This window comes from Legionella pneumophila subsp. fraseri (genome assembly GCF_000586315.1).
Classification (GTDB): Bacteria; Pseudomonadota; Gammaproteobacteria; order Legionellales; family Legionellaceae; genus Legionella; species Legionella pneumophila_B.
Window position 1 is genome coordinate 74,046 of the sequence record NZ_KK074225.1, and the last position, 24,332, is coordinate 98,377.

Genomic DNA, 24,332 nt, shown 5'->3' on the forward strand with positions numbered 1-24,332 from the left:
TTGACGACTCTCGTTTATCTTGCTATGCAAAGGGCTATAATGCTATATTTGCGACCTGATTAGCTTAATAAAGGGCAATTATTATTTGAAGCTTATAGGGATGTTGTTAATACTTGCATGTAAATCATAAAGAATTAGCCCCCTATAGTCAGTCTCTATCAATAAGGCAGAATGAGTTGTTATATACTATGGAAGCTCTTGTCGTATGAATCAATCGTTATCACCCCAACAATCTCCCGGGTTTCTATTCATCGCAGTGAGTATGATAACTTGCCTGATATTATTAATTAACGTTTCTTTTAAAATTATTCTACTCGGGGGGCTGGTATTTGCAATAAACAGTTTGATTTGCCCCCTTATTGCAGCCTTATTTTTATTCGCATTGAGAAATTGTACCTTCAAAGAACAACGTCATTTACTTAATATTTGTTTGATGACCTTATATATGTTTTGTATTGGGGTTTATGTGCTTGTCAATTTACCTGCTGCTGAATACATGCATGATAATCCGGCATATCAAGTTATTTTTGAAGAAATTCCCAAGAAATTTTTTGCTACAACTATTGCTTTTGCACTCAGTTTCTATTTGCCTCATTTATTGTTTTGCACTAAAAATGACAGGGTTTTATCAACTCCAAAGCAATGCGTGTTATTAGCTTTGCTGGGGGGAGTAAGTTTTTTTTGCCTGGATTTTTATCTATTATTTTCTGCTCCACATGCTCACAGTTTCAAGCAAATTTTCATCGATTCATTCATGATCTCGTCTCTTTTGCTCCTAATTATTGGCGTAGTTTATTTAACATTTTTATTGAATGACAAACAACATAAGGGCAAAGCATTAATTGAAACCACAGAACTAACGTTTTTTCCAATTTATCAATATTTGATTTGCTTCGCTGTGACCGTGATGTTGGTGTGTTTGGCCTGTGAGTATCGAATCATCGCGATCAATAAAGACTTGGTTTTATCGGCCAGCTGTATTTTCTTTCCAATTACTATCATTATCAGTTCTATAGTTGGCGAATTGTGGGGTTACCAGGCCAACTTGAAATTAGCATTGGCTCTTCTTGCGGCACAATTTATTTTTGACATGTTATTGATGGGGAGTGTTGCACTACCTTCTCCTCCTTTTTTTAATTTGAATCCTTTTTATCATTACATCATGCCACGCAGGTTATCTGCTGCATCGTTGTCATTGTTTGTCACTTTTCTTGGTAATGCAATGTTATTGCATTATTTAAAGTATTCAAAATGGAAAATTAACCGATCCTTGCGAATATTAATCGCTAATATATCAGTCAACTCGTTATTATGCCTGGTTGACTACAGTTTGCTTTATGGCGGTATTTATCCTTACGAACAAATTATTAATTTAGCGGTGAGTGTTTGGCAATACAAACTATTGACAGCGTTAATTGCTCTCCCGGTCATTTTATGGATGTGCAAGATTTTAGAAAGAAATTATTCATTAGTTGCGCAAACAGAGAGGAATTAAATAAACAAATTTAATCGTTCATTCTCTTATATTTTTTGAAGGAATGAGATATACACTAATAGATTAAGTAAGGTAAGTGGGGCTCCCACAAGTATAAACTCCAGAAATCCAAAACCTCTGATACCACGTTTTTCACTATTTTGAATAATAATAATGTTACTTGCTGCCCCCAGGATAGAGAGATTACCGGCAATAGTACTTCCCGCAGCTAGGCTCAGCAGGGTTATACTGGAATGATTATGACTCATCAATAAAGGCAAATATATTGTTACTAATGGGACATTAGAGATCAATTGGCTCAGGGCGATACTCATTATAAAAATCACTACGATGTGGCTGACATCAATATGAGAATCACTTATTCCGGTTTGGAAAAAGCCGCTATCCCATACGCTTTGCATTAAAATAAAGGTGCTCGCAAAAAAAACTAAAGTTCCCCAATCCAGTCTTTTTATATAATTCCATCGATGCTTGCTAAACCAAATTGGTGCAGACGACAAGAGTGCAATATAACTAAAATTGAGCTGAAATTCTGAATAATGCAGAAAATCCGTCAAGATTTTGATCATAGTCAGAACTAACATCATGAGCAAGCTCATTTTAACTAAAGTAAGATTGCTACGGTCATTTATCAAAGGGAGGACTGGTTTTTTAATAGGTTCTTTTAATTCATTTCTGTATAAAAAAAGAATAAAAAAATAAACTATACCCAGATTTAACAAAGTAGGTACAGCCAAGTGTTTGAAAAACTCAAAAAATGGCGAAGCCATCTCTCCTTTAATAGCAATCAATAAATTCTGTGGATTGCCTATGGGACTCATGGTGCTTCCAATAGTAATTGAAAATGCCAATGCCAACAGCAGGGGTTTAATTAAATTTTTGTGTGACTGACACAGGTGTAAAATGATAGGTGTACCTATAATGGCAATGGTATCATTCATTAACAACGCGGAGCTTAAACCCAGAATAAAAACAATCAGCATTAACGTTTGTTTTCCATTATTCGCGTAATAAAAAATTTGATCGGTCAGAAAAGCGAGGTAGCCGCTTTCCTCTGCGGCTTGCGAAATGAAAAAAACGCCAAACAAATAAAGCATGACATCTGGTTCAATGGCAGTAAAAGCGCGTGATGGTGTTATCTGTTGGCAGAGCAAAACAGCAATGGCTCCTGTTGCCATAATTGCCCAAATTGGAATGATAACTCTGACAACCTGGCGCAAAACAATGGCAATAAGGATAATCAGAAGAATGATGACAGCAGAAGGCATTTCTGTCCTCTTTTATTTAATCCCTCTCCCTTTTTACCGGCCTTTTCCAGCCGTAGATGGTTTTTTGTCGTGATTCGGTTAATGTTAACTCATCGGGCGGCACATTCCGGCGTATGGTGCTCCCTGCTCCTATTGTTGCGTTAGCGCCCACGGTAACTGGAGCAACTAATTGAGTATCTGACCCAATAAAAACACCATCTTCGATAATTGTTTGATGCTTATTAACCCCATCGTAATTACAAGTAATGGTTCCAGCGCCAACGTTTACATTTTTTCCTAACAGGACGTCCCCTAAGTAACTGAGATGACTGGCTTTCGTGCCTTCATCAAAAATCGCTTTTTTAGTTTCAACAAAATTGCCGATTTTACAATGGGAAGCTAATTGCGTCCCTGAGCGCAAGCGGGCAAAAGGGCCGATGTGGCAGTCGTTTGCAATGTGGCAGCCTTCCAGTACGCTATTAGCGTAAACTTCACATCCATCGCCTAATGTGACATTAGTCAGACTGCAGTTTGGGCCAATTTTACAGCCATTACCTAAAACTACCTTGCCTGTAAAAATGCAGTTAATGTCGATATAGACGTCTTTGCCACAATATAATTCTCCTCTCAAATCAAAGCGGTTGGCATCAGCCAGGGTCACGCCTTTTTCCATGAGTTGATTGGCTGCTCTTTGCTGCCAGATGCGCTCAAGTTGCTGAAGTTGTTGGCGATTATTAATGCCCTGCACCTCAAAGCTGTTCTTGGCGGTTAATGACGTAATGGGTGTTTTATTTTGTATAGCCAATGAGATAATTTCAGTTAAATAATATTCGCCTTGTGCGTTACTATTACTTAGTTGAGGCAACCATTTCTTCAGATTATTTGCCAAAGTGCAACACACCCCGGAATAAATTTCTTTTATATTCTTTACTTGCTCATTTGCATCCTTTTCTTCTACAATGCTATAAATTTCACCTTGGTTGTTTCTGATAATACGCCCAAGACCGCTTGGATTTTCCAGTTCTGCAACCAGGAGTGCTAAAACAGAATGATCTGGGTTTTGACGTTGGCTGCATTCAATTAGCGATTGAAGAGTTCCCACTTGAATCATGGGAACATCGGCAGATAAAACCAGAACGTATGCATCGTCAGGGATATGGGGCATGGCTTGCAAAACAGCATGGCCAGTCCCTAGTTGCTCTGCCTGATGCACCCAATGAACAGGTAAGTTGGAGAGTGAACTTTTAATTTGTTCACCACCATGACCATAAATGACATGAATTGCATCGGGATTTAGTTGCTGAGCGGTTTCCACGACGTGGATTAACAGCGGTTTGCCAGCCAGGTGGTGAAGAACTTTGGGCGTGTCCGAATACATTCTTTTACCTTGCCCTGCAGCTAAAATAATAATTTGTAAATTCATGAGATTTGTGTTTTCCTAAGTTAAATATCATAATCGGTGCTGATTTAAACAGTCTGCCCCAATGTTATGAATGATGTAAAGAGCTATATGATAAATAAGTTGCAGTTAAAGGAGTAGAGCAATGAATATATTTCTAAAGGTTTTAAAGAAATTAATGAAGGAAAAATTGAGTGAGTTATCCGCCAATTTGAAATGGAAGTCAGAAACCATTGGGTATAATACCAAATTATCAATCGATCAAAAGAATGTCATTGATAAACTCGAAGAAAGTATCGTTCTTTTTAAAGATTCAGGTAATGACGAAGCGGATTTGCTGTCAATCAATGCATTGATAGATACTGCCAGAATACAAATTCAATCCATAAGAGAATCCTATGGTGAGCCGAGAGATAAAGGGGAATCTGTAACCTGTCTCAATAATTTGAAAAATCATTCCAACGATTTTCTTGGCAAACTAAAGAAATTTGATTTTGACCTGTTAAATAAAGCTTATACAGAAACACCTGAAAACATTGTCTATTACCATGCCGCTATCTATCTGGGAGATGAAATTTTTAGCCCCAGAACAGGGATCGATTACGAAATCCGCACCAAAAAAGAAGTGCAATTGGCAGTAAGGCTGCAGGCATTAAGTGAGCGAATTAATCCAAGCCACAATTTGGAAGAACAAAGAAAAAGAGCGTTGCAAGTGTTGCAAGATCTTGCTCAGGACAATCAAAACGCTATCAAGAAAGATAAAGGTTTTTCTCTTCCTGGTTTAAGCTTTTGGGGTGTTTCAGTAGTTACACCATCGGATTGGTTTAGCTCAGGAGAAGGGCGGTTTGGCGTTGAATTTAATACGGCGGTTCGCACCATTCAGGGAATGACTGAAAGCCAGTTTGAAAGACCGACAGTAAAACAAACAACGGCAAAGCAAGAAGAGACCAAACCATCCGATGTAAAAAAAACAGAGGCAACAGACGAGGAGGATGAAGAACATTCATCTGAAAATACTCATACATTGTAAGTTACTTTCAATGGGTGTATTTTGATTTCTCTGCCTCGAACGCATACGAGAGGTCTCCAAAAGATATTTTCTGTTGGAGCAAGGAGATCCCTCGTTCTTAAATCTGCAGTTCACCACACAAATTGGTTTCAATCAGTTTTTTGATTTCAGGGATTTCCAGATTCTTGCTTAATAAATACAGCAATTTGCAATGAGCCGCCTCAGGTGTCATATCATGACCGCTAATCAAGCCTGCTTCTTTTAAAGTATGTCCTGTTGCGTATTGATTCATTTCCACTTTCCCCTGGTGGCATTGGGTGCAATTAATAATAATAACCCCCCTGCCGCAAGCCTCCTTAAGCAAACTTAAAAATCTTGGATCATTGTTCTGGGCATTACCTGCCCCATAGGTTTCAAGGATTAAACCTCGTAAAGGTTGATTTAAAATGTATTCAAGAACGTCAGAGGCAAAGCCTGGGAACAGGCGGAAGTTTGCGATAAAGTGAGGAGTAATGGTTTGTAGATGGAACGGTGCTTTGGGGCGTGGCAATAAACGGTGTTGATGTAACTCGATATCGATACCAATCGATGCCAAGGGTGGGTAGTTGGGCGAATCAAAAGCATTGAAGCGTTGAGCACTAATCTTTTGGGTGCGGTTACCTCGAAACAAATGTTGGTTGAAATAGATGCATACTTCATGGATAGGTTGATGAGCACAAAGCCACAGGGAGGTAATGAGATTATCTGTTGCATCATTACGAATCTCGGATAAAGGAATCTGTGAACCAGTGACTATGACGGGTTTTCCCAAATACTCCAACATAAATGACAAAGCGGAAGCAGTGTAAGCCATGGTATCAGTGCCATGTAATACAACAAATCCGTCAAACTGTTCATATTCGTGAGCAATATCTCTGGCAATCCTGTTCCATTCCGTGACGGTCATATTAGAGGAATCAAGTAGCGGCTGATATTCTTTGATAACGTAGTCAGGCATGTCTTGATGTTTTAGAGCAGGAATATCTGCCAACGCTTTTTGAATGAATCCCGGTGAAGGCTCATAACCATGCGATGTTTTTATGCTACTGATTGTGCCGCCAGTATTGATAATTAAAACTCGTTTTTTCATGCGGATTTATAATCAATGATTTATTATTGTTTCGATAAGTATAGCGAAAACTTGGCTATACCAATAACAACTAATTTCAAGACTTGCGAAAAGCCCCAATCTCTTTGGTAAAAAAGTGTTTAATTCGGTCATTTAGTTTATCGAAACTCCCTCGTTAAAAACATTAAAGTTACCTGTCTCCAAGGTATTGAGAGTCATTATAATGAGTAATTTTTGTTCTATAATAAATCAAAAAATGCAATATAAAAACAGGGAATAAATTAGTCCAAATAATATTTACAGATTTAATTGTAAGCTCTTGTACTTTGTGGAAAAATCAAGTTATTAAGGGTTTATTCTAAGCAGTGACATCATGGTTATCGATCGTGCCGGATATCGCTTGAATGTAGGTATTATACTCGTCAACGATTCCGATAGAGTTTTTTGGGGGAGACGAAGCGGGCATGACGCTTGGCAATTCCCGCAAGGTGGATTGGCACCAGGCGAGACGGCCATGCAAGCAATGTATCGTGAATTGCATGAAGAAGTGGGGTTAGATAAAGGTGATGTTGAAATATTGGGTTCGACCAGGCGTTGGCTAAAGTATCGACTTCCGAAGCAATATTTGCGTCATGGCAGTGAGCCTTTGGTGATTGGCCAGAAACAAAAATGGTATTTGTTAAAGCTTGTAACAAGCGAGCAAAAAGTCAGATTGGATTTGAGTGATTCTCCCGAATTCGATAGCTGGCGGTGGGTGGATTTTCATGAGCCTGAGCAACAAGTTATTTTCTTTAAGAGGCAGGTTTATATTCAAGCGTTAAAAGAATTAGAACCTTTGTTAAAAAAAGAACGCCGTACCCCTTATGGCTTAAAACGTAAAAGAGGTAATCAAAGAGCTTAGATGCTTAAAATACTTAAACGGATAGTACAAGATGTTACCGCTGCCAGTGATTTGAAAGAAGCACTTGGCATTTTGGTGCAACGTATTAATACAGCCATTAATGCAGAGGCTGTTTCCGTTTATCTTATTGATAATAAAAATGCTGAATACGTATTGATAGCCACGGAAGGTTTGAACAAGCAGGCAGAGTTTAGAGTCAGAATTGCTCTTGATTGCGGCCTTATCGGGTTGATAGGACGAAGAGAGGAACCTATCAATATAGAAAATGCTCCCTCTCATCCAGATTTTTATCATAATCCATTAATTGGTGAAGATCACCTGAACGCTTTTTTAGGCGTCCCTATTATTCAACATAGAAAATTATACGGTGTTTTAGTTGTACAACAGCTTGAACAGCGTCATTTTGATGATGCCGAAGAATCATTTCTTATTACCTTGGCGGCTCAATTAGGCGGGATTATTGCTCATGCAGAGGCAACAGGTGAATTGGCCGAGTTAACACAACCTAAAAAGGGTATAGGAGTCGACAAGGTAGAAGCGGCTTATACTGCACTGACTGGAATAGGCAGTGTTCCTGGTATAGGAATTGGTACTGCCGTGGTTGTGTACCCGCCTGCGGATATTGATGCTGTCCCTCGTAATCCGGTTGAGGAATTGGAAGATGAAATCAATGCGTTTTATGAAGCTTTGGAAACGACAAGAGATGATATCAGGCGTTTAAGTAAACGCATGAAAGAAACTGTTGCTGAGGAAGAGCATGCTTTATTCGATGTGTATTTAAGAATTTTGGATAGGGATAGCTTGGGTGCTGAAGTAGAGCATGTGATTCGTGAAGAGAAAATCAGCGCTCAAGCTGCCCTGGCTACAGTGATCAAGAAACACGTGCAGCAATTTGAAAGCATGGGCGATGATTATCTGCGCGAACGAGCCAGCGATTTCCGTGATTTGGGCCGAAGAGTTTTGGCGGAATTACAACGTACCCAAAGAGAAGAAATTGTTTATCCGAAGAGAACCATTTTAATAGGAGAAGAAATTACTGCTGCCGCTCTGGCAGAAGTTCCAGAAGGGCAATTGGCTGGTGTCGTTTCAGCTAAAGGCTCCAATAACTCCCACGTTGCTATTTTAGCGAGAGCTCTCGGTGTACCTACTGTGATGGGGTTGAGAGGATTAAAAGTAGAATTGGTATCGCGTCGGGCTTTGATTGTTGATGGCTATTATGGGCATGTTTATATCTCTCCTTCCAAATCATTATTAGCGGAATTTAAGCAATTAGCTCAAGAAGAACAGGAATTAAACCAAAGCCTGGTAAGCTTGCGTGATAAACCAGCTGAAACTACTGATAACTACAGAGTCTCTTTGCAAGTCAATACCGGATTGGCAATGGATGCCGGTTTATCAATGAGTGTTGGCGCTGAAGGAGTTGGTTTATACCGTTCAGAAGTACCATTTATGAGTCGAGATCGATTCCCTTCAGAAGATGAGCAGACCATTATTTACAGACAGACTCTCAAGGCCTTTGCTCCACGTTTGGTAACTATGCGTACCCTGGATATTGGTGGAGACAAAATTCTACCTTATTTTCCAGTTGAAGAGGAAAACCCTTATTTAGGATGGCGTGGAATAAGGATAACTCTTGATCATCCAGATGTCTTCCTGATTCAGGTTCGTGCCATGATGCGTGCTAGTGAGGAACTGGATAATTTACGTATCATGTTGCCTATGGTCACAACACTTAGCGAAGTAGAGGAAGCCGTTTATTTGATTGAACAGGCATTTGAAGAGCTGGTGGAAGAGGGGTGCGAAATAGTAAAACCCAAAATTGGTGTGATGATTGAAGTGCCTGCCGCTGCTTATCTGGCAAGAGAAATGGCGAAACGAGTGGATTTTATTTCGGTGGGTAGTAACGATCTTACTCAATATTTATTGGCTGTGGATAGAAATAACGCCCGAGTTGCCGCACTTTATGATCCTTTGCATCCAGCCATGTTGCGTACATTGCTAAAAATAGTCGAAGGAGGGCATGCGGCTGGTGTTGAGGTGAGTATTTGTGGCGAAATGGCCAGCGATCCTTTAGCGGTGATCTTGTTAATTGCTATGGGTTTTGACACCTTAAGCATGAATTCCGCCAGTTTACCCAGGGTGAAATGGGTTATTCGTAATTTTGCTATCGCGAATGCCCGTAAAATTCTGGCAGAAGTTTTGGAATTTGAACATCCTGCTGAAATACGATTTCATTTGCAAAAGGCTCTAGAAGAGGAAGGATTAGGGGGATTAATCAGAGCAGGAAAGTCATGATATCCGGTGAGTTACTGATTAATGGAGTGATTTACATCATTATTGGTGCTTTTGCAGGAATAATGGCGGGTGCTCTGGGCGTTGGTGGCGGGCTTATTGTGGTACCAGGACTCGTCTATATTTTTCAACACTCGCAGGTGATTCCAGAAGATATCCTTATGCATGTCGCTGCAGGTTGTTCACTGGCGGTGATGATTTTTACTTCTTATGCATCCTTAAAAGCACATAATAAAATGGATGAGATACTCTTACCCCTTTTTAAGAAGTTATGTCCGGGTTTGGTTCTTGGTACTATTTTAGGTTCCATAATGGCTTCTTTTATTCCAACCCATTTATTGAAAATAATATTTGGACTGTTCTTGCTTGGCGTAGCTATGAAAATGCTTCTTGATGTCCGAGTGAGCCACACTGATAAATTTCCGGGATATTGGCTCAATACTTTAGTCAGTAGTTCAATAGGTTCGATATCCGGTTTATTAGGGGTTGGAGGAGGAGTCATCATTATCCCTTATCTGACCTATTGTGGAGTTCCAGTCAGAAAAATTGCTGCAGTATCCAATTTGGGCACTTTTGCAGTTGGTCTAGTGGGTACAATTATGTTTATGGTTACTGGCACATTAGACATGACAAAAATATCGTATTCCACAGGATATATATATTGGCCAGCAGTTTTAGGGGTAGCAATTCCAAGTAGTTTGATTGCACCATTTGGGGCGAAATTAAATTATCTTTTACCCGTAAATTATTTAAGATATGGATTTATCGTGATTTTAATTACCACCGCAATTCATATGTTTTTGTGAAAGGAATTTGAATAACCATGCTCACCTATCCAAATATTAATCCAATTGCTTTTTCTTTAGGGCCATTAAAAGTTCATTGGTATGGTTTGATGTATTTAATCGGTTTTGTTGGCGCCTGGCTACTGGGTTATTGGCGCATCAAACATTATAAATTGAACTGGAATAACGACCAGTTAAGTGATTTGATCTTTTATAGTGCCCTTGGTGTTATTCTTGGGGGACGAGTAGGTTACATGTTGTTTTATGACTTTCAGGAGTTTATCCACCACCCCTGGGTATTATTTAAAATATGGGAAGGAGGGATGTCTTTCCATGGTGGTTTGCTTGGAGTGGTAATTGCCGCCTGGCTCTTTTGCCGTAAATACGGAAAAACTTTCTTGGAGGTTGGAGACTTTGTCGCCCCTCTAGTCCCTTTAGGTTTAGCGGCAGGTCGCCTGGGAAATTTCATTAATGGGGAATTATGGGGGCGTGTCACTGATGTTCCGTGGGGTATGATATATCCTCATGTCGATGATCAACCAAGACACCCCTCTCAATTGTATGAATTTGGTTTGGAAGGGGTCGCTTTATTTATTTTGATTTGGTGTTATGCGTCAAAGCCGAGACAACAAGGGAGAGTGAGCGCTTTATTTTTAATGGGATACGCGATTTGCAGGTTAATTGCTGAAAGCTTTAGGCAACCTGATTCGCAATTAGGTTTTGTGGCATTTGGCTGGCTGACAATGGGGCAGGTTTTATCCATCCCTATGTTATTAATTGGAATTTGGTTATGGTGGGCTAAGCGATGAAAACATATTTGCAATTGTTGGAGCATATTTTACAACATGGGGTAGAAAAATCGGATAGAACCGGTACTGGAACATTATCTGTATTTGGGTATCAAATGCGTTTTGATTTGGCCAAGGGATTCCCGCTTGTTACCACTAAAAAACTGCATACGAGAAGTATTGTTCATGAATTACTCTGGTTTTTGCGTGGTGATACCAATATCTCTTATCTTAAGGAAAACGGGGTAACGATTTGGGATGAATGGGCAGATAATAATGGTGATTTGGGGCCTGTCTATGGAAAGCAATGGAGAAGTTGGCCAACTGGGGATGGACGCACCATTGATCAATTAAGTGAAGTAGTGCAACAAATAAAGAGTAATCCTGACTCTCGTCGCTTGATTGTAAGCGCCTGGAATGTGGGTGAATTGGATAAAATGGCTTTAATGCCTTGCCATGCCTTGTTTCAATTTTATGTTGCAAATAACAAGCTATCTTGTCAATTGTATCAACGCTCAGCCGATGTGTTTTTGGGAGTTCCTTTCAATATCGCTTCTTATTCATTACTTACTCATATGGTCGCTCAGCAATGTAATTTGGATGTGGCTGAATTTATATGGACCGGGGGAGATTGTCACTTGTATCTTAATCATTTGGAGCAAGCGCAGACTCAATTAACAAGAGAACCTTTGCCATTACCCACATTAACCATTAAAAGAAAACCGGCTTCTTTATTTGATTATGCTTATGAGGATTTTGAGTTTGTGAATTACCAATCACATCCGGCAATTAAAGCCCCTATCGCCGTTTGATAATTGGCATAATTGGATTTTTATTGCCACTTGTGTTTTAATATTGCCTCATTTGTTTATGAGGGGCTCATTTCTGTGAAAAAAATTATGGTGTTTGTATTGCTGGCTATGGTTTGTAGTGCAGGTTTTACCAGTAAATTGAGTAAATTTCTGAATAAAATGGATGCTGAGCAAAAACAAAGAGACGCTCAGGAATTGCAGCAGGATATGAACTTTGGGGATTATGCTTTTCGTTTGAAAGAGCGTTATGTTGACGATCGCGGTCAGCGTTGTCGTGAGTACGAGTTCAGAGGACGCTCCAACCCCTATCGACATGGTTATTTTACAGTGTGTGATGAGCGTTGATTTTACTCTCTCTGTCTATTGATTTATCGTCCGCTCCCTTATGGTCGCGGCTCGGTTGGATTGATAATTCGAGCTGCGACCATAAGGAGGCGGGTTATCTCAATAAGCCCTACACTAAATTCCTAATAATATCGGGCAAAGGCACGGATTTGTTTTGGGTATAATCAACCCAAACTATTTTGCTTATTCCTTGCGCCATAAGAACTTCTTCCTGATACAAATCATGATCCATAATCATACTGGAATTGCCAAGACTATGTGCCTTACTGTGTATGGTTACAGTGGCAGGATAAACGATTGGTTTCAGAAAGGTACAAGCCACATGGATGACAACAGGACCTGTTTGACCTGTCATTTTGATGTCAAGCTCCCGGAGCCAATCAATCCGGGCTTCCTGAAAATAGTCAAAATAGCGAGCATTGTTAACATGTCCTAATGCATCCATATCGCCCCAGGCGATATCAAAAGTTTTTTTATGTATTATTTTGTTTATTTCAGTCATGATAAGTCCATAGGATCAACATCCACATTCCAGCGGATGCCATTACTTAATTTGTTCATTGTTAACCACTCTCTTAATTGCGTCAATGAACTTTTTAGAACTTTTCTTGAAGGGGATTTAATTAATAGTTGCATCCTATGCTGGTTAGCTTTTCGTGGCAAAGGAGCTGGTGCTGGACCCAGTACAGTGAGAGGGTGAATCTGAATTTGATCTTTGGTTGCTTTTAGGAATTGATCCACCTTGTTGACGGTTTTGCCCTGAGCTCTGATGACCGCTAAAAACTGAAAAGGTGGCATTTCAGCCTCTTGTCTTGAAATTAATAAAGCGTTCGCAAATTCATCATACCCATGCTGAATGAGTAGATTAAGCAGGGGATGATCAGGTAAATAAGTTTGAATCAATACTTGCCCGGGATGTTCTGCTCGCCCTGCTCGTCCAGATACTTGAGTTAATAATTGCCCCAAATGTTCAATAGCCCGGAAATCCTGGTTGTAAAAGCCTGCATCAGCATCTACGACAACGACCAGGGATAGACGGGGGAAATGGTGTCCCTTGGCTAGCATTTGAGTGCCTATGATCAGCTGAGCTTCCCCTTTATTAATTTTGTCCAAATGGCTGTTTAGAGAATTTTTTTTACGAACCTCATCTCGGTCAATTCGTAAAACATTCGTATCTGGAAACTGATGGCTTAAAAACTCATAAATTCTCTGGGTGCCAGATCCTACGGGGATTAATTCCTTGCTTTGGCAGTTATTGCAAAACAAGGGTATTCTTTGGGTTAATCCGCAATGATGACAAATCATTTGTCCTGCTTGTTTATGCAGGGTTAAATGACTATCGCATGCTTTGCAATCAACCATCCATCCGCACTGATGGCAAAGTAAGACAGGGGCAAAGCCACGTCGATTAATGAAAACAAGTACCTGGTTTTGCTGCAGCAAATGATTTTCTATGATTTTAAGGGTTGGGAGAGCCAAGCCATGCTGCACCATTTGCGATCGTAAATCAATCAGTTGATAGTGTAATGGTGTAGTGGAGGCAGCTTTATGCGTTAAGCGTAATAAATTATATTTTTTTTGTTTGCAGTTGTGGATGGTTTCCAGACTGGGAGTGGCTGTACCAAGAATGATAGGAATATTGGCAAGATGAGCACGCATTAAAGCAGTATCACGCGCAGAATAACGCACTCCTTCCATTTGTTTGAGCGAACTGTCATGCTCTTCATCGATGATAATTAAACCGAGATTGGGCAGAGGGGTAAAAACGGCAGAACGAGTTCCAATCACCATTTTAACTTTGTTTTCTTTTGCCAGCTGCCAGGCAATTTGCCTTTCTGATTCATTCAAATTGGAATGTAATACGGCTATGGGCTGATCAAAGCGGGCTGTAAAACGGGATAAAAGCTGAGGGGTTAACCCGATTTCAGGTACCAACACCAATATTTGTTTGCCTTGCTCCAATATTTTGGCAATGACATGCAAATAAACTTCTGTTTTACCACTTCCGGTAACGCCTTGCAGTAAAAAGCATTGGTAATGATGGATATGTTCTAAAATGGAAGCTACGGCAACGGCTTGTTCAGGATTTAATGTTAATGGTGGGCTGAGTTTTTCAGGAATTTTGGTTGGCAAAGTCACTTGCTGTGACAGGTTAATGGCTTGACAAGCAAGTAGTGCCGCAATTTGAGCTCCGTTGTAGCCATGCTGTTTTAGGGTCTGTTTGGAAACGCCATCCTGGTGCCTGCTTAAAAAATCAATCAATTCATGTTGTTTTTTTGCTTTTTTCGAGATTAATGTTTTAGCATTTTCAGCAGAGAGATTCAATTGATAAACATCTTCTGTAGGTAGCGAGCAGGGTAAACCCTGACGATATTTTTTTGGTATTACCAAAGGAATGACTTCAGATAATGGTGACTGATAATAACTTCCTACCCATAGACAAAGCTCTAAGAGAGCATCAGGAATTAGAGGTTTCTCATCGATTATTGAAATGATTTGCTTTAACGAATGGTCCGTTTGTTGGCTACAGATTTTATTGATTACAATGCCCACTCGGGTTTGATTGCGAAAAGGAACCCATACTCTTCCGCCAATGCATGGAGTTAAATCCAGGGCTTCGTAATCAAAACAATCTCGATTGGTATGGGGGATACAAACTTGATAAATATCGTTCATTTAACTTCTAAGCCATTCATGACTCGCTGATTGGCCGGGCGCGGAAAACACTTTGACTACAACTTTTTCGATACGATGTTTATCTAACTCCTCTTTTTCTTTAATCAGCTCATTAACAAACCAGCGTGATAATTCTTCGACGGTTATGTTAGTTAAGGGCATCAAGGTGACATCTTCTTTAAGGAACGGGATTTTTTTCTTATTAAAGATGAAATAGTAATATTCTTCGTCTTCCGAGTATTCTAAAAAAGGTGAAAATTGTGGCATAAGAAAAGTTTGATTTAAGTAGCGGCATAATTTATGAATCCGCTCTTTGTAATAACGGTAATCAAAAGTCATACCATTTTCTTCTACCCAGGTAGTTAGAGCCAAATAAACAGAATACATATGACCATGCAAAGGCTCTCTTTCTGTTGCCGAAAAGATGGTGGTATGCCCGGCAGAAAACTTCATGGATTCTTTCTGTAATTCCACAGTAGTCAGGTATTTTTTCATCATTATAAATTCACTCGCTTATCATTTATCAGAAAACCATTTAAATCAATTTCCAGATCTTTGGTTAACGCAATGACTTTGAATAGCTCTCCCATTTCACTCGGTTGAGTTAACTGTTTAATGGCCTGTTTGGCCGCGAATAATTCCTGTTCATCATCAAGAGTATGGATTAAGCTTAGCAAACCGTTCGCCAGCAAAAAAGAGGCTTGATTAGTATACCCTGCAATATGAAATCCCGCCTGGTGCCCTGCCTCAGCAACATGAGTAAAATCAACATGTGCGGTGATATCTTGTTCTCCCGGGTTAAGTAAAGGATTGGGATGAGAATAATGTTGATAATGACACATTAACGTGCCTTGATTACGATCAGGGTGATAGTATTCATGGCGAGGGAAGCCATAATCAATAATAAACAAAGCCCCTTTTTTCAACATATGACTGCAATTCAACAGCCAATCATCAAGAAACAAATTAGCCTCAGTAAGGTAAGGATAATCCAGTGGTGGTAAACGATTTTTGATATAGGCCAATAGTCGTTGATTTTGTGTTGGCTTGAAGATTTCTGCTAATTGATCCTGTGCATCCAAAGTGACATAGCTTTCCAGGATTTCTGTTTCAGATTGCATAAAGCGATAAACTGGCATGGCATCCAGTACTTCATTCGCTATTATTACTCCATTAAAAGGAATGTTTGGCCATTTGTCCAGCCAGCGAATCAAGCCCGCCAATTGCGGGATTTTTTGCTCAATCAATTCTTGTTGGCGATGACGCAAGTTAGCACTTACTTCCAGTATGCAATACGATTCAGGCAAGCATTGTAATTGTTCCAAATGAGTTAATGTATCAATACAGAGCTTTCCAGTTCCGGCCCCAAACTCGAATAGTACGGGGGAGTCCAGCAAGGGAAGAATTTGTTGGAATTGGTTGGCTAAAGTTTTGCCATACAAGGAGGTTAGTTCAGGAGCAGTGATAAAATCACCCTGCTTTCCTAATTTTTGCAGTCCTGAAGTATAATAGCCTTCATAGGGGGCATAGAGTGCTTGCTGCATAAAGTCTATAAAAGGGATTTCTTTTTGCAGCTTTAACTGGTTTATTAGAGTTTGTTTTAAATTCATAATCACTTAAACTATCGTTAGACTTCTTTTAAAACTCGCTGTAACAAGAGGGTGCGAGGAGAAACAAAGAAAATACTGAAGTGTACACAATAATACTTGAGGATTCGAGCATCCTGGCTGATTACTTTTTGCAGTGAGGTTGCGAAAGGAGTCTGTTACCATATGGGGAACGTACCTTGAATCAGACAAACACGCAAGAAGCCAAGGTTGCTTTAGTGACTGGAGGCGCTAAACGAATCGGCGCAGCAATTGTTAAAAAATTACATCTCTCGGGATATCAGGTAGCCATCCATTGTCGTTCTGCTTTGCATGAAGCCGATATTCTGGCCAAAGATTTGAATCGGTTGCGTACGAATAGCGCCATTGTCATGCAAAAAGAATTAACTGAGCCTGATGCAGCAGAAGAGATCATATCCAAAGTGAAACATTGGGCCGGTCGTTTGGATTTGCTAGTGAATAATGCTTCTGTTTTTAAACGAACGGATTGCCATTTATTGAATGAGGCAGACTGGCAATACCTCTTTGCAGTGAATGTCCAGGCTCCCTTCCTGCTAAGTATTGCCGCTCGTCCTTTACTAGCCCAGTCTAAGGGTTCCATTATTAATATAACGGATATTCATGCAGATAAACCACTTAAAGGGTATTCAGTATATTGTCAAACTAAAGCCGCACTGGAGATGCAAACGAAGTCGCTTGCTCGGGAGTTGGCGCCGGAAGTAAGGGTCAATGCCGTCGCACCTGGCGCCATTGCCTGGCCTGAGAATGACAATAGTTTAACTGCAGAAGCACAACAAAAAATTATCGAGAAAACACCGTTAAAAAGCCATGGCAAACCCGATTTTATCGCTCAGGCTGTCCTTACTCTGGCTGAAAATTCATTTATCACAGGCCAGACATTAAAAGTAGATGGAGGTAGAAGTTTGACAAGCTAGAGTTGTATACTGGATTTCATTGCAAACAATCAATTTACTGTATAGGGATTACTATTATGTCGAAATGGATTTTATTATCTGGTTCCTTGTTTTTATGCTTATTCTCTTTAAGTGTTAACTCCAGTTCTTTTGATAAAGAGCAATTAGTGCAAAGATGCCAGATTCTTCATGAGGAATTAAAGGAACTGGAGTCTCACCAGTACAAGGGGGTATGTCGGCATAAACTGGCGTTAGCTGCAAATAAGATATTCTACGCAAAAATTAGAATTGTTTATGAGAATTACAAAGATGCCAAACAAGATCTTTCAGTATCAATGAATAATATGAAATTTGCGGAAGACATTTCCTGTGTTTTTAAGTCAGATATTACCAAGGCCAGAATGGAAGCCCGGGAAATTCAGCGCGAGCTGAACTAAATAACGGAACGTAATGTTTACCAAAATATAAAATAATATAAAACACTCCTCATATCAGGCTGCAACTAATATGGGGAGACCCTATGATCTGCCGCGGCTAAAAAGTCCTTAATTTCCATTAATGAATCTAATTGATAGAACTGTTGCAGTTGTTGTTCGTTCAGTTGCTTTTTGAAGTAATAGCGAACCAGGGACTTACTTTGCAGTACTGCCTTATGCTCGTTTTCAAGGCGTGATAATCCTTCGAGGTGGAGCATAAACAGTTTTAATTTCTCATCAAAAGCGACATCATTTGTTTCCAGATTCAGTAAGTCCTGATAAAGCCAAGGTTTGCCTGTGCCTGCTCGAGAAATCATAAAACCATCGCACACGCTGATTTCCAGGGCCTTTCTTAAACTGGATATATTGCTAATATCACCATTTACAATAACTGGTATATTGACAGCATTCTTGATATTTGCAATTTGCTGCCAATTGCATGGAATATCATAATCTTCTGTCCATCGCCTGCCATGTACTATCAGGGCATGAGCACCAGCGTCCTCTATTTGTTTGGCTAAGGTTAAATCCTTTTCATTGTTTTGAATGCGTATTTTAATAGTCAGCGGAATGCTGATCGCTGCGCGTACCTTAGAGATAATGGCAATCAATTTTTGTGGATCTTCCAATAAGGCGCTACCAGCCCCTTTTTTACGAATTTTGCTTTTAGGGCAGCCGCAATTAATATCAATTAGATCCGCACCCAGTGATTGCAGTTTAGCTGCTGCTTCTGCAAGGACATGTGGCTCACTTCCGGAGATTTGGTAAGCCAGGAGTTTTTCTGTGGGAGCTCTATAAATATACCGGGATTGAGAGGAGTGTTTATGAAGAATGTCGATGGCAGAACACATTTCAGAAACGCAATAAGCAGGCGGTGTATAAATATTGAATAGATCTCTGAAAGGGGCGCAACTGTATCCTGCCAAAGGTCCTTGAATCAGTCGATGAGGAAGTTTTAAAGAGCCGATTTGCAGAGGACTGTTAATAAAAGTGTGCATCAATGAAATTAAAGGATATAATCGCTTTTTATTTTAACATGATTCATCATGAAGAACCAGAAAAAAGGGAGAGGCTTCCATATGGACAGGAGGTATTTGTCACCTTTGGAGCTGCTAGGTATTGCTACGCAACACGCCTATACAGCAGATTATATGTTGCAGCAAATTGCCAATGGAATGTATCGAGGTGGGGAAACCATCGCAGTTTTTTCTCCAATCACTTCACTCATGTACGTTGCTTTTCAGCTAACCTTCAAAGCTTATTGTTTGCATGATCACAGACCAATAAAGGAATATAAAAATCTGATGGAACTGGTTGAGTTGAATAGTCATCTTGGTTTATCCAGCAATGATATTTTTCTTTTAAAAACTTTATCAAGACAGCAAGTGTTTAATAAAGGAGTAGATTACGACCTTTGGGAAAATCAGCAACAATTGCATGTTTTTTGTGAGGAAATTATTTCATTGTATGAGAGAGTGCAGTCGATGATGCCTCTGGAGTTGCAAAGTGACTATCAGGAGTGAGTGGTTGAATTAGCGCCCTGTTAATGTCCGGGCTTAAGTTTTCTTATGTTGTGCATGACCCAGGATGCACCAACCAAGTGTCAAAATGATTTATCTTTATGCAAAACTGACTCATTCTACTTGGCATCCCAGTTGATTCAAGTTAGGATATTATTTTTTTAAAAGGGTAATTGTCATGGAGCAACTAGACGATAAAGTCGCAGATAGTGTGCAGCAAAAAATACTACAGTTAAGTCGTCACCTTAATTCGCGTATTTTGGGTCAAAAAGATTTGATCTCTCGTCTGTTGATTGCTTTGCTAGCAGATGGCCACTTGTTAGTTGAAGGAGCCCCAGGTTTAGCAAAAACCAGAGCAGTTAAAGAGCTGTCAGACGTAGTTGAAGGTGATTTCCATCGGATTCAATTCACCCCCGATCTGCTACCTGGCGATTTAACTGGTACAGACGTCTACCACCCACAAAATGGTTCTTTTGTCTTTCAGCCAGGCCCTATATTCCATCATCTTATCCTGGCAGATGAGATTAACCGTGCCCCTGCCAAAGTACAGTCAGCCCTGCTTGAAGCGATGGCAGAAAGGCAAGTTACTATTGGAGGAAAAACTTATCCTCTACCGGAATTGTTTCTGGTCATGGCAACGCAAAATCCTATAGAACAAGAAGGAACTTATCCCTTACCAGAAGCCCAATTGGACCGATTTTTAATGTATGTGAAAATTAGCTACCCTGATGCAAAAGTAGAGCATGATATTTTAACTTTGGCACGAAAAGAAGCACTGGGTAATGCAACAGAAAATCAAATCAAAGTGACGAAATTATCCCAAAAAACTTTATTTGAAGCCCGAAAGCAGGTATTGAAGGTACATACCAGTGAAGCGCTTGAAAATTATCTGGTGCAGTTGGTAGTTGCTACTCGGAATCCTGGTGTATACAGTGATGAATTGGGACGCTGGTTGCGTTTTGGAGCAAGCCCACGCGCTACTATCGCACTGGATCGTTGTTCCAAGGCTCATGCCTGGCTTGCAGGCAGAGATTATGTGACTCCCGATGATATACATGTTATCGCTCATGATGTACTGCGCCACAGGATTTTGTTAAGTTTTGAAGCTGAAGCAGAGGGCATTAGCAGCGATGACTTTATAGATTCTTTATTACGTTTAGTCGCCATCCCTTAGAGGTTTTTATGACTGACGGAGTTGTAGCTGAATTAAGCGAATTAATCGATTTAAGACGGTATGTTCATTCTGTTCATTATAAGCCGCAAGGAAGGGCGTTGCGTTCTGGAAACCATATTTCCAAATTTCGTGGACGGGGGATGGATTTTGCGGAAGTAAGGAATTATCAGGCTGGTGATGAAATTCGTCATATGGAATGGCGTGTTACTGCCCGTACTGGAAGGCCTCATGTCAAAATTTATCAGGAGGAGCGGGAAAGGCCAGTGGTTCTGCTTGTAGATTTTAACCCTTCCATGATTTTCGGTACCAGGATAGCATTTAAGTCAGTGGTAGCTGCACGATTGGCTTCTCTTTTAGCATGGACAGTGATAAAACAAGGAGATCGTGTAGGAGGATTCTTTTTTTCAGCTACAGAACACAGTGAGTTTATTCCGCGCGGACGAGATTCGGGCGTACTCCCTTTATTGGCTTCTTTAAGTCGATATACCACTCAAACAGAGGCTCAGCGAGAAGAAAAGCCACGTATGTTAAGTGATGCCTTAATGAGGCTGCGTCGGGTTATTCGGCCTGGAAGTATACTGGTTTTGATAAGCGATTTTTATTCTATGGATGTTGAGTGTGAGAAGCATTTAAATCGTTTACGAGGCCATAATGACATACTGGCCTATCATGTTTGTGACAGAATTGAACTGGCTCCTCCAAAGCCGCAACAATATGCCATTAGCGATGGTAAACAGGAAATCATATTAGACACTGGCCTGGAAACTGTTAGTACAGCTTATCAGCTCTATTGCCAGCAGAGAATTGAGCAGTTAAATGATCAATTTAAGCGGTTGCAAATTCAGTATGTCCAGGTGACTGCTGATATCAATCTTACTCAATTGGTGCGCTTGACCTTTCCCCGGAGGTCTCGTGGCTAAAACAGAACCATTAGCTCAATTACGAGACATTCATTTGCCTGAGCCTGTTGGCTGGTGGCCTCTTGCGCCAGGGTGGTATGGCTTAATGGTTCTTATCGTTGTTTTAGTGGCAGGGGTTGCCTATTTCATTTATAAAAGGCATGTTAACGCATTACCTAAGAAACAAGCCTTAAGTTTATTAAAAATCCACAAAGAACAGTATGAAAAAGATAAAAACACTCAATTGGCCAGTGCCCATGTTTCTGAATTGCTAAAGCGAGTTGCCTTGGTTTATTATCCAAGAGCAGAAGTTGCCAGTATGCATGGTGAAGCTTGGGTTGAATTTTTAAATCAGACTGGCAAGGGGATTGATTTTACCCCGGTTAAATCGATGTTATTGGATTCACCCTATAAAACATCAGATGCACTGAATTTAAATCCTTTATTTACTCGTGCAGAAAAATGGATCAAGCAAAGGGGGGCGCCATGTTCGAATTAGCTACCCCGTGGGCCTTGTTACTCATCCCTGTTCCTCTGTTTCTCTGGTATTTGTTACCGCGGGCAAAAGTAAAATTACCTGCCGCTTTGAAAGTTCCTTTTTTTGAGGTAATGGCAGGTATTGTTGAACAAGAGAAGCGGTTAATCTCGGCCAAATCGTTGCTATTAATTCCTGTTGTAGTTTGGTTATTGCTGGTTATCGCCCTGTCTGGCCCACGCTGGGTTGGTGAGCCAAAACCTGTAACACGGGAAGGATATAATATCATGATGGTATTGGATCTTTCAGGCAGCATGGAAATTACGGATATGTTATTGCATGGCCGACCAGTCAGTCGTTTGCTTGTCGTGAAAAGGGCTGCAGAACAATTTGTTGAAGACAGAGTTGGAGATAGAATTGGTTTGATTCTGTTTGGTACTCGAGCTTATTTGCAAACACCATTAACCTATGACAGGCATAGCGTATTAATGAGAATAGACGATGCAACAGCTGGTCTTGCAGGTAAAACCACTTCTATTGGTGATGCAATAGGTTTAGCGGTCAAAAGGTTACAAGATGTACCCTCCAAAGGAAGGGTTATTATTTTACTGACGGACGGGGCGAACAATTCTGGCGTATTAGCTCCCTTAAAAGCGGCAGAATTAGCCAAGCAAGATGGAATCAAAATTTATACTATAGGTTTAGGCTCGGAAGCAGATCCAAGAGCATTAACCGGTGATTTTTTTGCACCTAACCTTTCCGCGGAACTGGATGAAAAGACCTTGGAAGAAATGGCGAAAATGACAGGTGGTCGTTACTTCAGGGCGACAGATCCTGAGTCTTTACAATCCATATACCAAACCATCAATCAATTAGAAACTGTGAAGCAAGAACAGGCGTCTGTTCGACCTCAAAAAGAATATTATCCCTGGTTCGTTGCTTTTGCCTTGTTGCTATGTTTTTATTGGTTGATTAGCAATGCGGATTTATTTATGTACTTAAGATCTTTTTTAAAAGTGGAGAGGGGCTTAAGTCATGATAGCTGAGTTTCATTTTTTAAGGCCATGGTGGTTGTTGATGATAGTGCCTTTGCTTGTATTGGCAGCAATTTATTGGCAGCAAAAACCAAAATTACATGCCTGGGAAGCGGTATGTGATCCCCATCTTCTGGAGCATTTGTTACAAAGTAAAGGTCAGAGTAAACGTGCCTTATCCTTGCTATTCCTGTTTTTTAGTATTTTATTTATGATTTTGAGCATTTCCGGTCCAACCTGGTATAAATTACCGCAATCCACTTACAAGCCAATTCAACCAAGAATTTTGCTATTGGATATGTCAGACAAAATGATGCTCGGGGATTTATCGCCAAATCGCCTCAGTCGGGCCAAATTCAAATTACATGATTTATTTACCCGGAAGGATATAGGGCAGTTTGGTTTGATTGTTTTTACAGGTGAGCCTTTTGTTGTATCCCCGTTAACAGACGATGGTCAAACGATATCTTCCTTATTGTCAACTTTGACACCTGATATCATGCCTGTTGGCGGGTATAATTTGGACAGTGCTTTGCAGGAGGCTAGCCAATTAATTAAGCAAGCAGGTTATGAGCATGGTGAAATTTTAGTTTTAACCGCTGAAACACCATCCTCTAGCGCTATTGAAAAAGCTAAGAAGCTGGCAGAATCAGGTATTTTTTCTTCAATTATGCCAATCAGAGCTGATGAAAATTTGAACCCCTTGTTTCAGCGCTTCGCCAATGCGGGAGATGGATACTTGTTGGTATACTCACCAGATTCAAGTGATTTGGAAAGGTGGTTGAGCGCCTCTCAAGGTAAGGAAAAGTTTGCTCTTGAAAAAAATGACGACATTCCATTATGGCGTGATGAAGGCCGTTGGTTTTTAATTCCCGCATTGCTTTTATTATTACCCGTATTTCAGCGAGGTTGGATGCAAAGGGTGACCGTATGATGTGGCGGGTTTTAGCTATTGTGGCAGTTTCATTCATATCGAATCAGCTTAAGGCATTTAGTTGGTCTGATTTATGGTTTACTCCCGATCAACAAGCTCAACATTTGATGGAAAAGGGGCAATTTGCAAAAGCTAAAGATATTTTTGAGCGCAATGATTGGGCTGCAAGTGCTGCATACAGAGCTGGGGATTACGAGCGGGCCGCGAAATTATTTAATGAGTTAAAAACAGAACAGGGCTACTATAATCAGGGAAATGCTTTAGCGCACTTGGGAAAATATGAGGAAGCAATACGAGCATACGATAAAGCCTTGGCATTGAATCCAAATAATCAGGATGCCCTATATAATCGAAAATTAATCAGCGAATTGTTGAAGAAAGATAAAGAAAAGAAGAAAAACCAGGATCAGCAAAATCAGGGCAAGCAGAACCAAGATCAACA

25 protein-coding genes are annotated in these 24,332 nt (G+C 40.2%); 17 read left to right on the forward strand and 8 right to left on the reverse strand.

The genetic code is table 11. The annotated features are described in order from the left end of the window. The first annotated feature begins 205 nt into the window (after window positions 1-205). Window positions 206-1,495, forward strand: coding sequence for a VUT family protein (locus tag CC34_RS0111945; protein WP_028379559.1), 1,290 nt, complete (start codon window positions 206-208; stop codon window positions 1,493-1,495). A 26-nt stretch (window positions 1,496-1,521) separates the two neighbouring features. Here CC34_RS0111945 and CC34_RS0111950 read toward each other — a convergent pair whose 3' ends face one another. Both CC34_RS0111950 and glmU read right to left on the reverse strand, forming a co-directional pair. After that, the gene (locus tag CC34_RS0111950; RefSeq protein WP_028379560.1) at window positions 1,522-2,763 is read right to left on the reverse strand and encodes an anion transporter; all 1,242 of its coding nucleotides are present in this window, start codon (window positions 2,761-2,763) and stop codon (window positions 1,522-1,524) included. A gap of 16 nt (window positions 2,764-2,779) precedes the next feature. Then, on the reverse strand, window positions 2,780-4,165 hold the full coding sequence (glmU, locus tag CC34_RS0111955) for a bifunctional UDP-N-acetylglucosamine diphosphorylase/glucosamine-1-phosphate N-acetyltransferase GlmU (RefSeq protein WP_028379561.1): 1,386 nt from the start codon (window positions 4,163-4,165) through the stop codon (window positions 2,780-2,782). A gap of 121 nt (window positions 4,166-4,286) precedes the next feature. Between glmU and CC34_RS0111960 the strand changes: the two genes are divergently transcribed. Then, complete coding sequence (locus tag CC34_RS0111960) at window positions 4,287-5,171, forward strand: lpg2874 family Dot/Icm T4SS effector (protein ID WP_014844918.1); 885 nt, start codon at window positions 4,287-4,289, stop codon at window positions 5,169-5,171. Between the two features lie 97 nt (window positions 5,172-5,268). Here CC34_RS0111960 and ansA read toward each other — a convergent pair whose 3' ends face one another. Continuing rightward, a complete protein-coding gene (ansA, locus tag CC34_RS0111965; RefSeq protein ID WP_011216707.1) occupies window positions 5,269-6,279 on the reverse strand; it encodes an asparaginase in 1,011 nt (336 codons plus the stop codon). Window positions 6,280-6,631: 352 nt separating this feature from the next. On the opposite strand from ansA, the gene CC34_RS0111970 reads away from it, so the two are divergent. The 6 genes from CC34_RS0111970 to CC34_RS0111995 all read left to right on the forward strand — a co-directional run bounded on the left by CC34_RS0111970 (window position 6,632) and on the right by CC34_RS0111995 (window position 12,181). Next, the gene (locus CC34_RS0111970) at window positions 6,632-7,159 is read left to right on the forward strand and encodes an RNA pyrophosphohydrolase (protein ID WP_010948558.1); all 528 of its coding nucleotides are present in this window, start codon (window positions 6,632-6,634) and stop codon (window positions 7,157-7,159) included. Then, window positions 7,160-9,454, forward strand: coding sequence for a phosphoenolpyruvate--protein phosphotransferase (gene ptsP / locus CC34_RS0111975; protein WP_011947751.1), 2,295 nt, complete (start codon window positions 7,160-7,162; stop codon window positions 9,452-9,454). After that, complete coding sequence (locus CC34_RS0111980; protein WP_028379562.1) at window positions 9,451-10,257, forward strand: sulfite exporter TauE/SafE family protein; 807 nt, start codon at window positions 9,451-9,453, stop codon at window positions 10,255-10,257. The genes ptsP and CC34_RS0111980 overlap by 4 nt, the downstream gene beginning before the upstream one ends. Window positions 10,258-10,274: 17 nt before the next feature. Next, a complete protein-coding gene (gene lgt / locus CC34_RS0111985; RefSeq protein ID WP_010948555.1) occupies window positions 10,275-11,045 on the forward strand; it encodes a prolipoprotein diacylglyceryl transferase in 771 nt (256 codons plus the stop codon). Further along, entirely contained in the window at window positions 11,042-11,836 is a 795-nt protein-coding gene (gene thyA, locus CC34_RS0111990; RefSeq protein WP_028379563.1) for a thymidylate synthase, read from the forward strand. Before lgt ends, thyA begins: the two co-directional genes overlap by 4 nt. A gap of 75 nt (window positions 11,837-11,911) precedes the next feature. Further along, the gene (locus tag CC34_RS0111995; RefSeq protein WP_028379564.1) at window positions 11,912-12,181 is read left to right on the forward strand and encodes a hypothetical protein; all 270 of its coding nucleotides are present in this window, start codon (window positions 11,912-11,914) and stop codon (window positions 12,179-12,181) included. A 109-nt stretch (window positions 12,182-12,290) separates the two neighbouring features. Here CC34_RS0111995 and CC34_RS0112000 read toward each other — a convergent pair whose 3' ends face one another. From CC34_RS0112000 to CC34_RS0112015, 4 genes are read right to left on the reverse strand one after another with little or no spacing between them, the layout of a single operon-like run. Continuing rightward, window positions 12,291-12,683, reverse strand: coding sequence for an acyl-CoA thioesterase (locus CC34_RS0112000; RefSeq protein ID WP_027228733.1), 393 nt, complete (start codon window positions 12,681-12,683; stop codon window positions 12,291-12,293). After that, window positions 12,680-14,857, reverse strand: a complete 2,178-nt coding sequence (locus CC34_RS0112005) for a primosomal protein N' (RefSeq protein WP_027228734.1) — start codon at window positions 14,855-14,857, stop codon at window positions 12,680-12,682. Before CC34_RS0112005 ends, CC34_RS0112000 begins: the two co-directional genes overlap by 4 nt. Continuing rightward, window positions 14,858-15,352 (reverse strand): 6-pyruvoyl trahydropterin synthase family protein, encoded by a 495-nt coding sequence (locus tag CC34_RS0112010; RefSeq protein ID WP_011216699.1) that lies wholly within the window; start codon window positions 15,350-15,352, stop codon window positions 14,858-14,860. A 2-nt stretch (window positions 15,353-15,354) separates the two neighbouring features. Beyond that, window positions 15,355-16,467, reverse strand: a complete 1,113-nt coding sequence (locus tag CC34_RS0112015) for a class I SAM-dependent methyltransferase (RefSeq protein WP_028379565.1) — start codon at window positions 16,465-16,467, stop codon at window positions 15,355-15,357. 176 nt (window positions 16,468-16,643) lie between these two features. Here CC34_RS0112015 and CC34_RS0112020 point away from each other — a divergent pair, with 176 nt between their 5' ends. Together CC34_RS0112020 and CC34_RS0112025 are read left to right on the forward strand one after the other, a co-directional pair. Next, window positions 16,644-17,399, forward strand: coding sequence for a pteridine reductase (locus CC34_RS0112020; protein WP_028379566.1), 756 nt, complete (start codon window positions 16,644-16,646; stop codon window positions 17,397-17,399). A gap of 56 nt (window positions 17,400-17,455) precedes the next feature. Continuing rightward, window positions 17,456-17,815 (forward strand): hypothetical protein, encoded by a 360-nt coding sequence (locus tag CC34_RS0112025; RefSeq protein WP_028379567.1) that lies wholly within the window; start codon window positions 17,456-17,458, stop codon window positions 17,813-17,815. Window positions 17,816-17,880: 65 nt separating this feature from the next. On the opposite strand, the gene CC34_RS0112030 is transcribed toward CC34_RS0112025, so the two are convergent. Beyond that, on the reverse strand, window positions 17,881-18,852 hold the full coding sequence (locus CC34_RS0112030; RefSeq protein WP_028379568.1) for a tRNA dihydrouridine synthase: 972 nt from the start codon (window positions 18,850-18,852) through the stop codon (window positions 17,881-17,883). Window positions 18,853-18,933: 81 nt separating this feature from the next. Between CC34_RS0112030 and CC34_RS0112035 the strand changes: the two genes are divergently transcribed. From CC34_RS0112035 to CC34_RS1000000117550, 7 genes are all read left to right on the forward strand, one after another. Continuing rightward, entirely contained in the window at window positions 18,934-19,377 is a 444-nt protein-coding gene (locus tag CC34_RS0112035; protein ID WP_011216694.1) for a hypothetical protein, read from the forward strand. 175 nt (window positions 19,378-19,552) lie between these two features. After that, a complete protein-coding gene (locus CC34_RS0112040; RefSeq protein ID WP_027228740.1) occupies window positions 19,553-20,548 on the forward strand; it encodes an AAA family ATPase in 996 nt (331 codons plus the stop codon). A gap of 8 nt (window positions 20,549-20,556) precedes the next feature. Further along, window positions 20,557-21,468 carry a DUF58 domain-containing protein gene (locus CC34_RS0112045; protein ID WP_028379569.1) on the forward strand — a complete coding sequence of 304 codons (912 nt, stop codon included), beginning with the start codon at window positions 20,557-20,559 and terminating at the stop codon, window positions 21,466-21,468. Next, complete coding sequence (locus tag CC34_RS0112050; RefSeq protein ID WP_028379570.1) at window positions 21,461-21,946, forward strand: DUF4381 domain-containing protein; 486 nt, start codon at window positions 21,461-21,463, stop codon at window positions 21,944-21,946. The genes CC34_RS0112045 and CC34_RS0112050 overlap by 8 nt, the downstream gene beginning before the upstream one ends. Further along, window positions 21,934-22,968 carry a vWA domain-containing protein gene (locus tag CC34_RS0112055; RefSeq protein WP_028379571.1) on the forward strand — a complete coding sequence of 345 codons (1,035 nt, stop codon included), beginning with the start codon at window positions 21,934-21,936 and terminating at the stop codon, window positions 22,966-22,968. The genes CC34_RS0112050 and CC34_RS0112055 overlap by 13 nt, the downstream gene beginning before the upstream one ends. After that, window positions 22,958-23,890: a vWA domain-containing protein gene (locus CC34_RS0112060; protein ID WP_028379572.1), complete on the forward strand. Its 933-nt coding sequence runs from the start codon at window positions 22,958-22,960 to the stop codon at window positions 23,888-23,890. The genes CC34_RS0112055 and CC34_RS0112060 overlap by 11 nt, the downstream gene beginning before the upstream one ends. Beyond that, a partial coding sequence (locus CC34_RS1000000117550; RefSeq protein ID WP_231957891.1) for a tetratricopeptide repeat protein occupies window positions 23,887-24,332 on the forward strand: 446 nt, incomplete at its 3' end. The genes CC34_RS0112060 and CC34_RS1000000117550, both read left to right, overlap by 4 nt.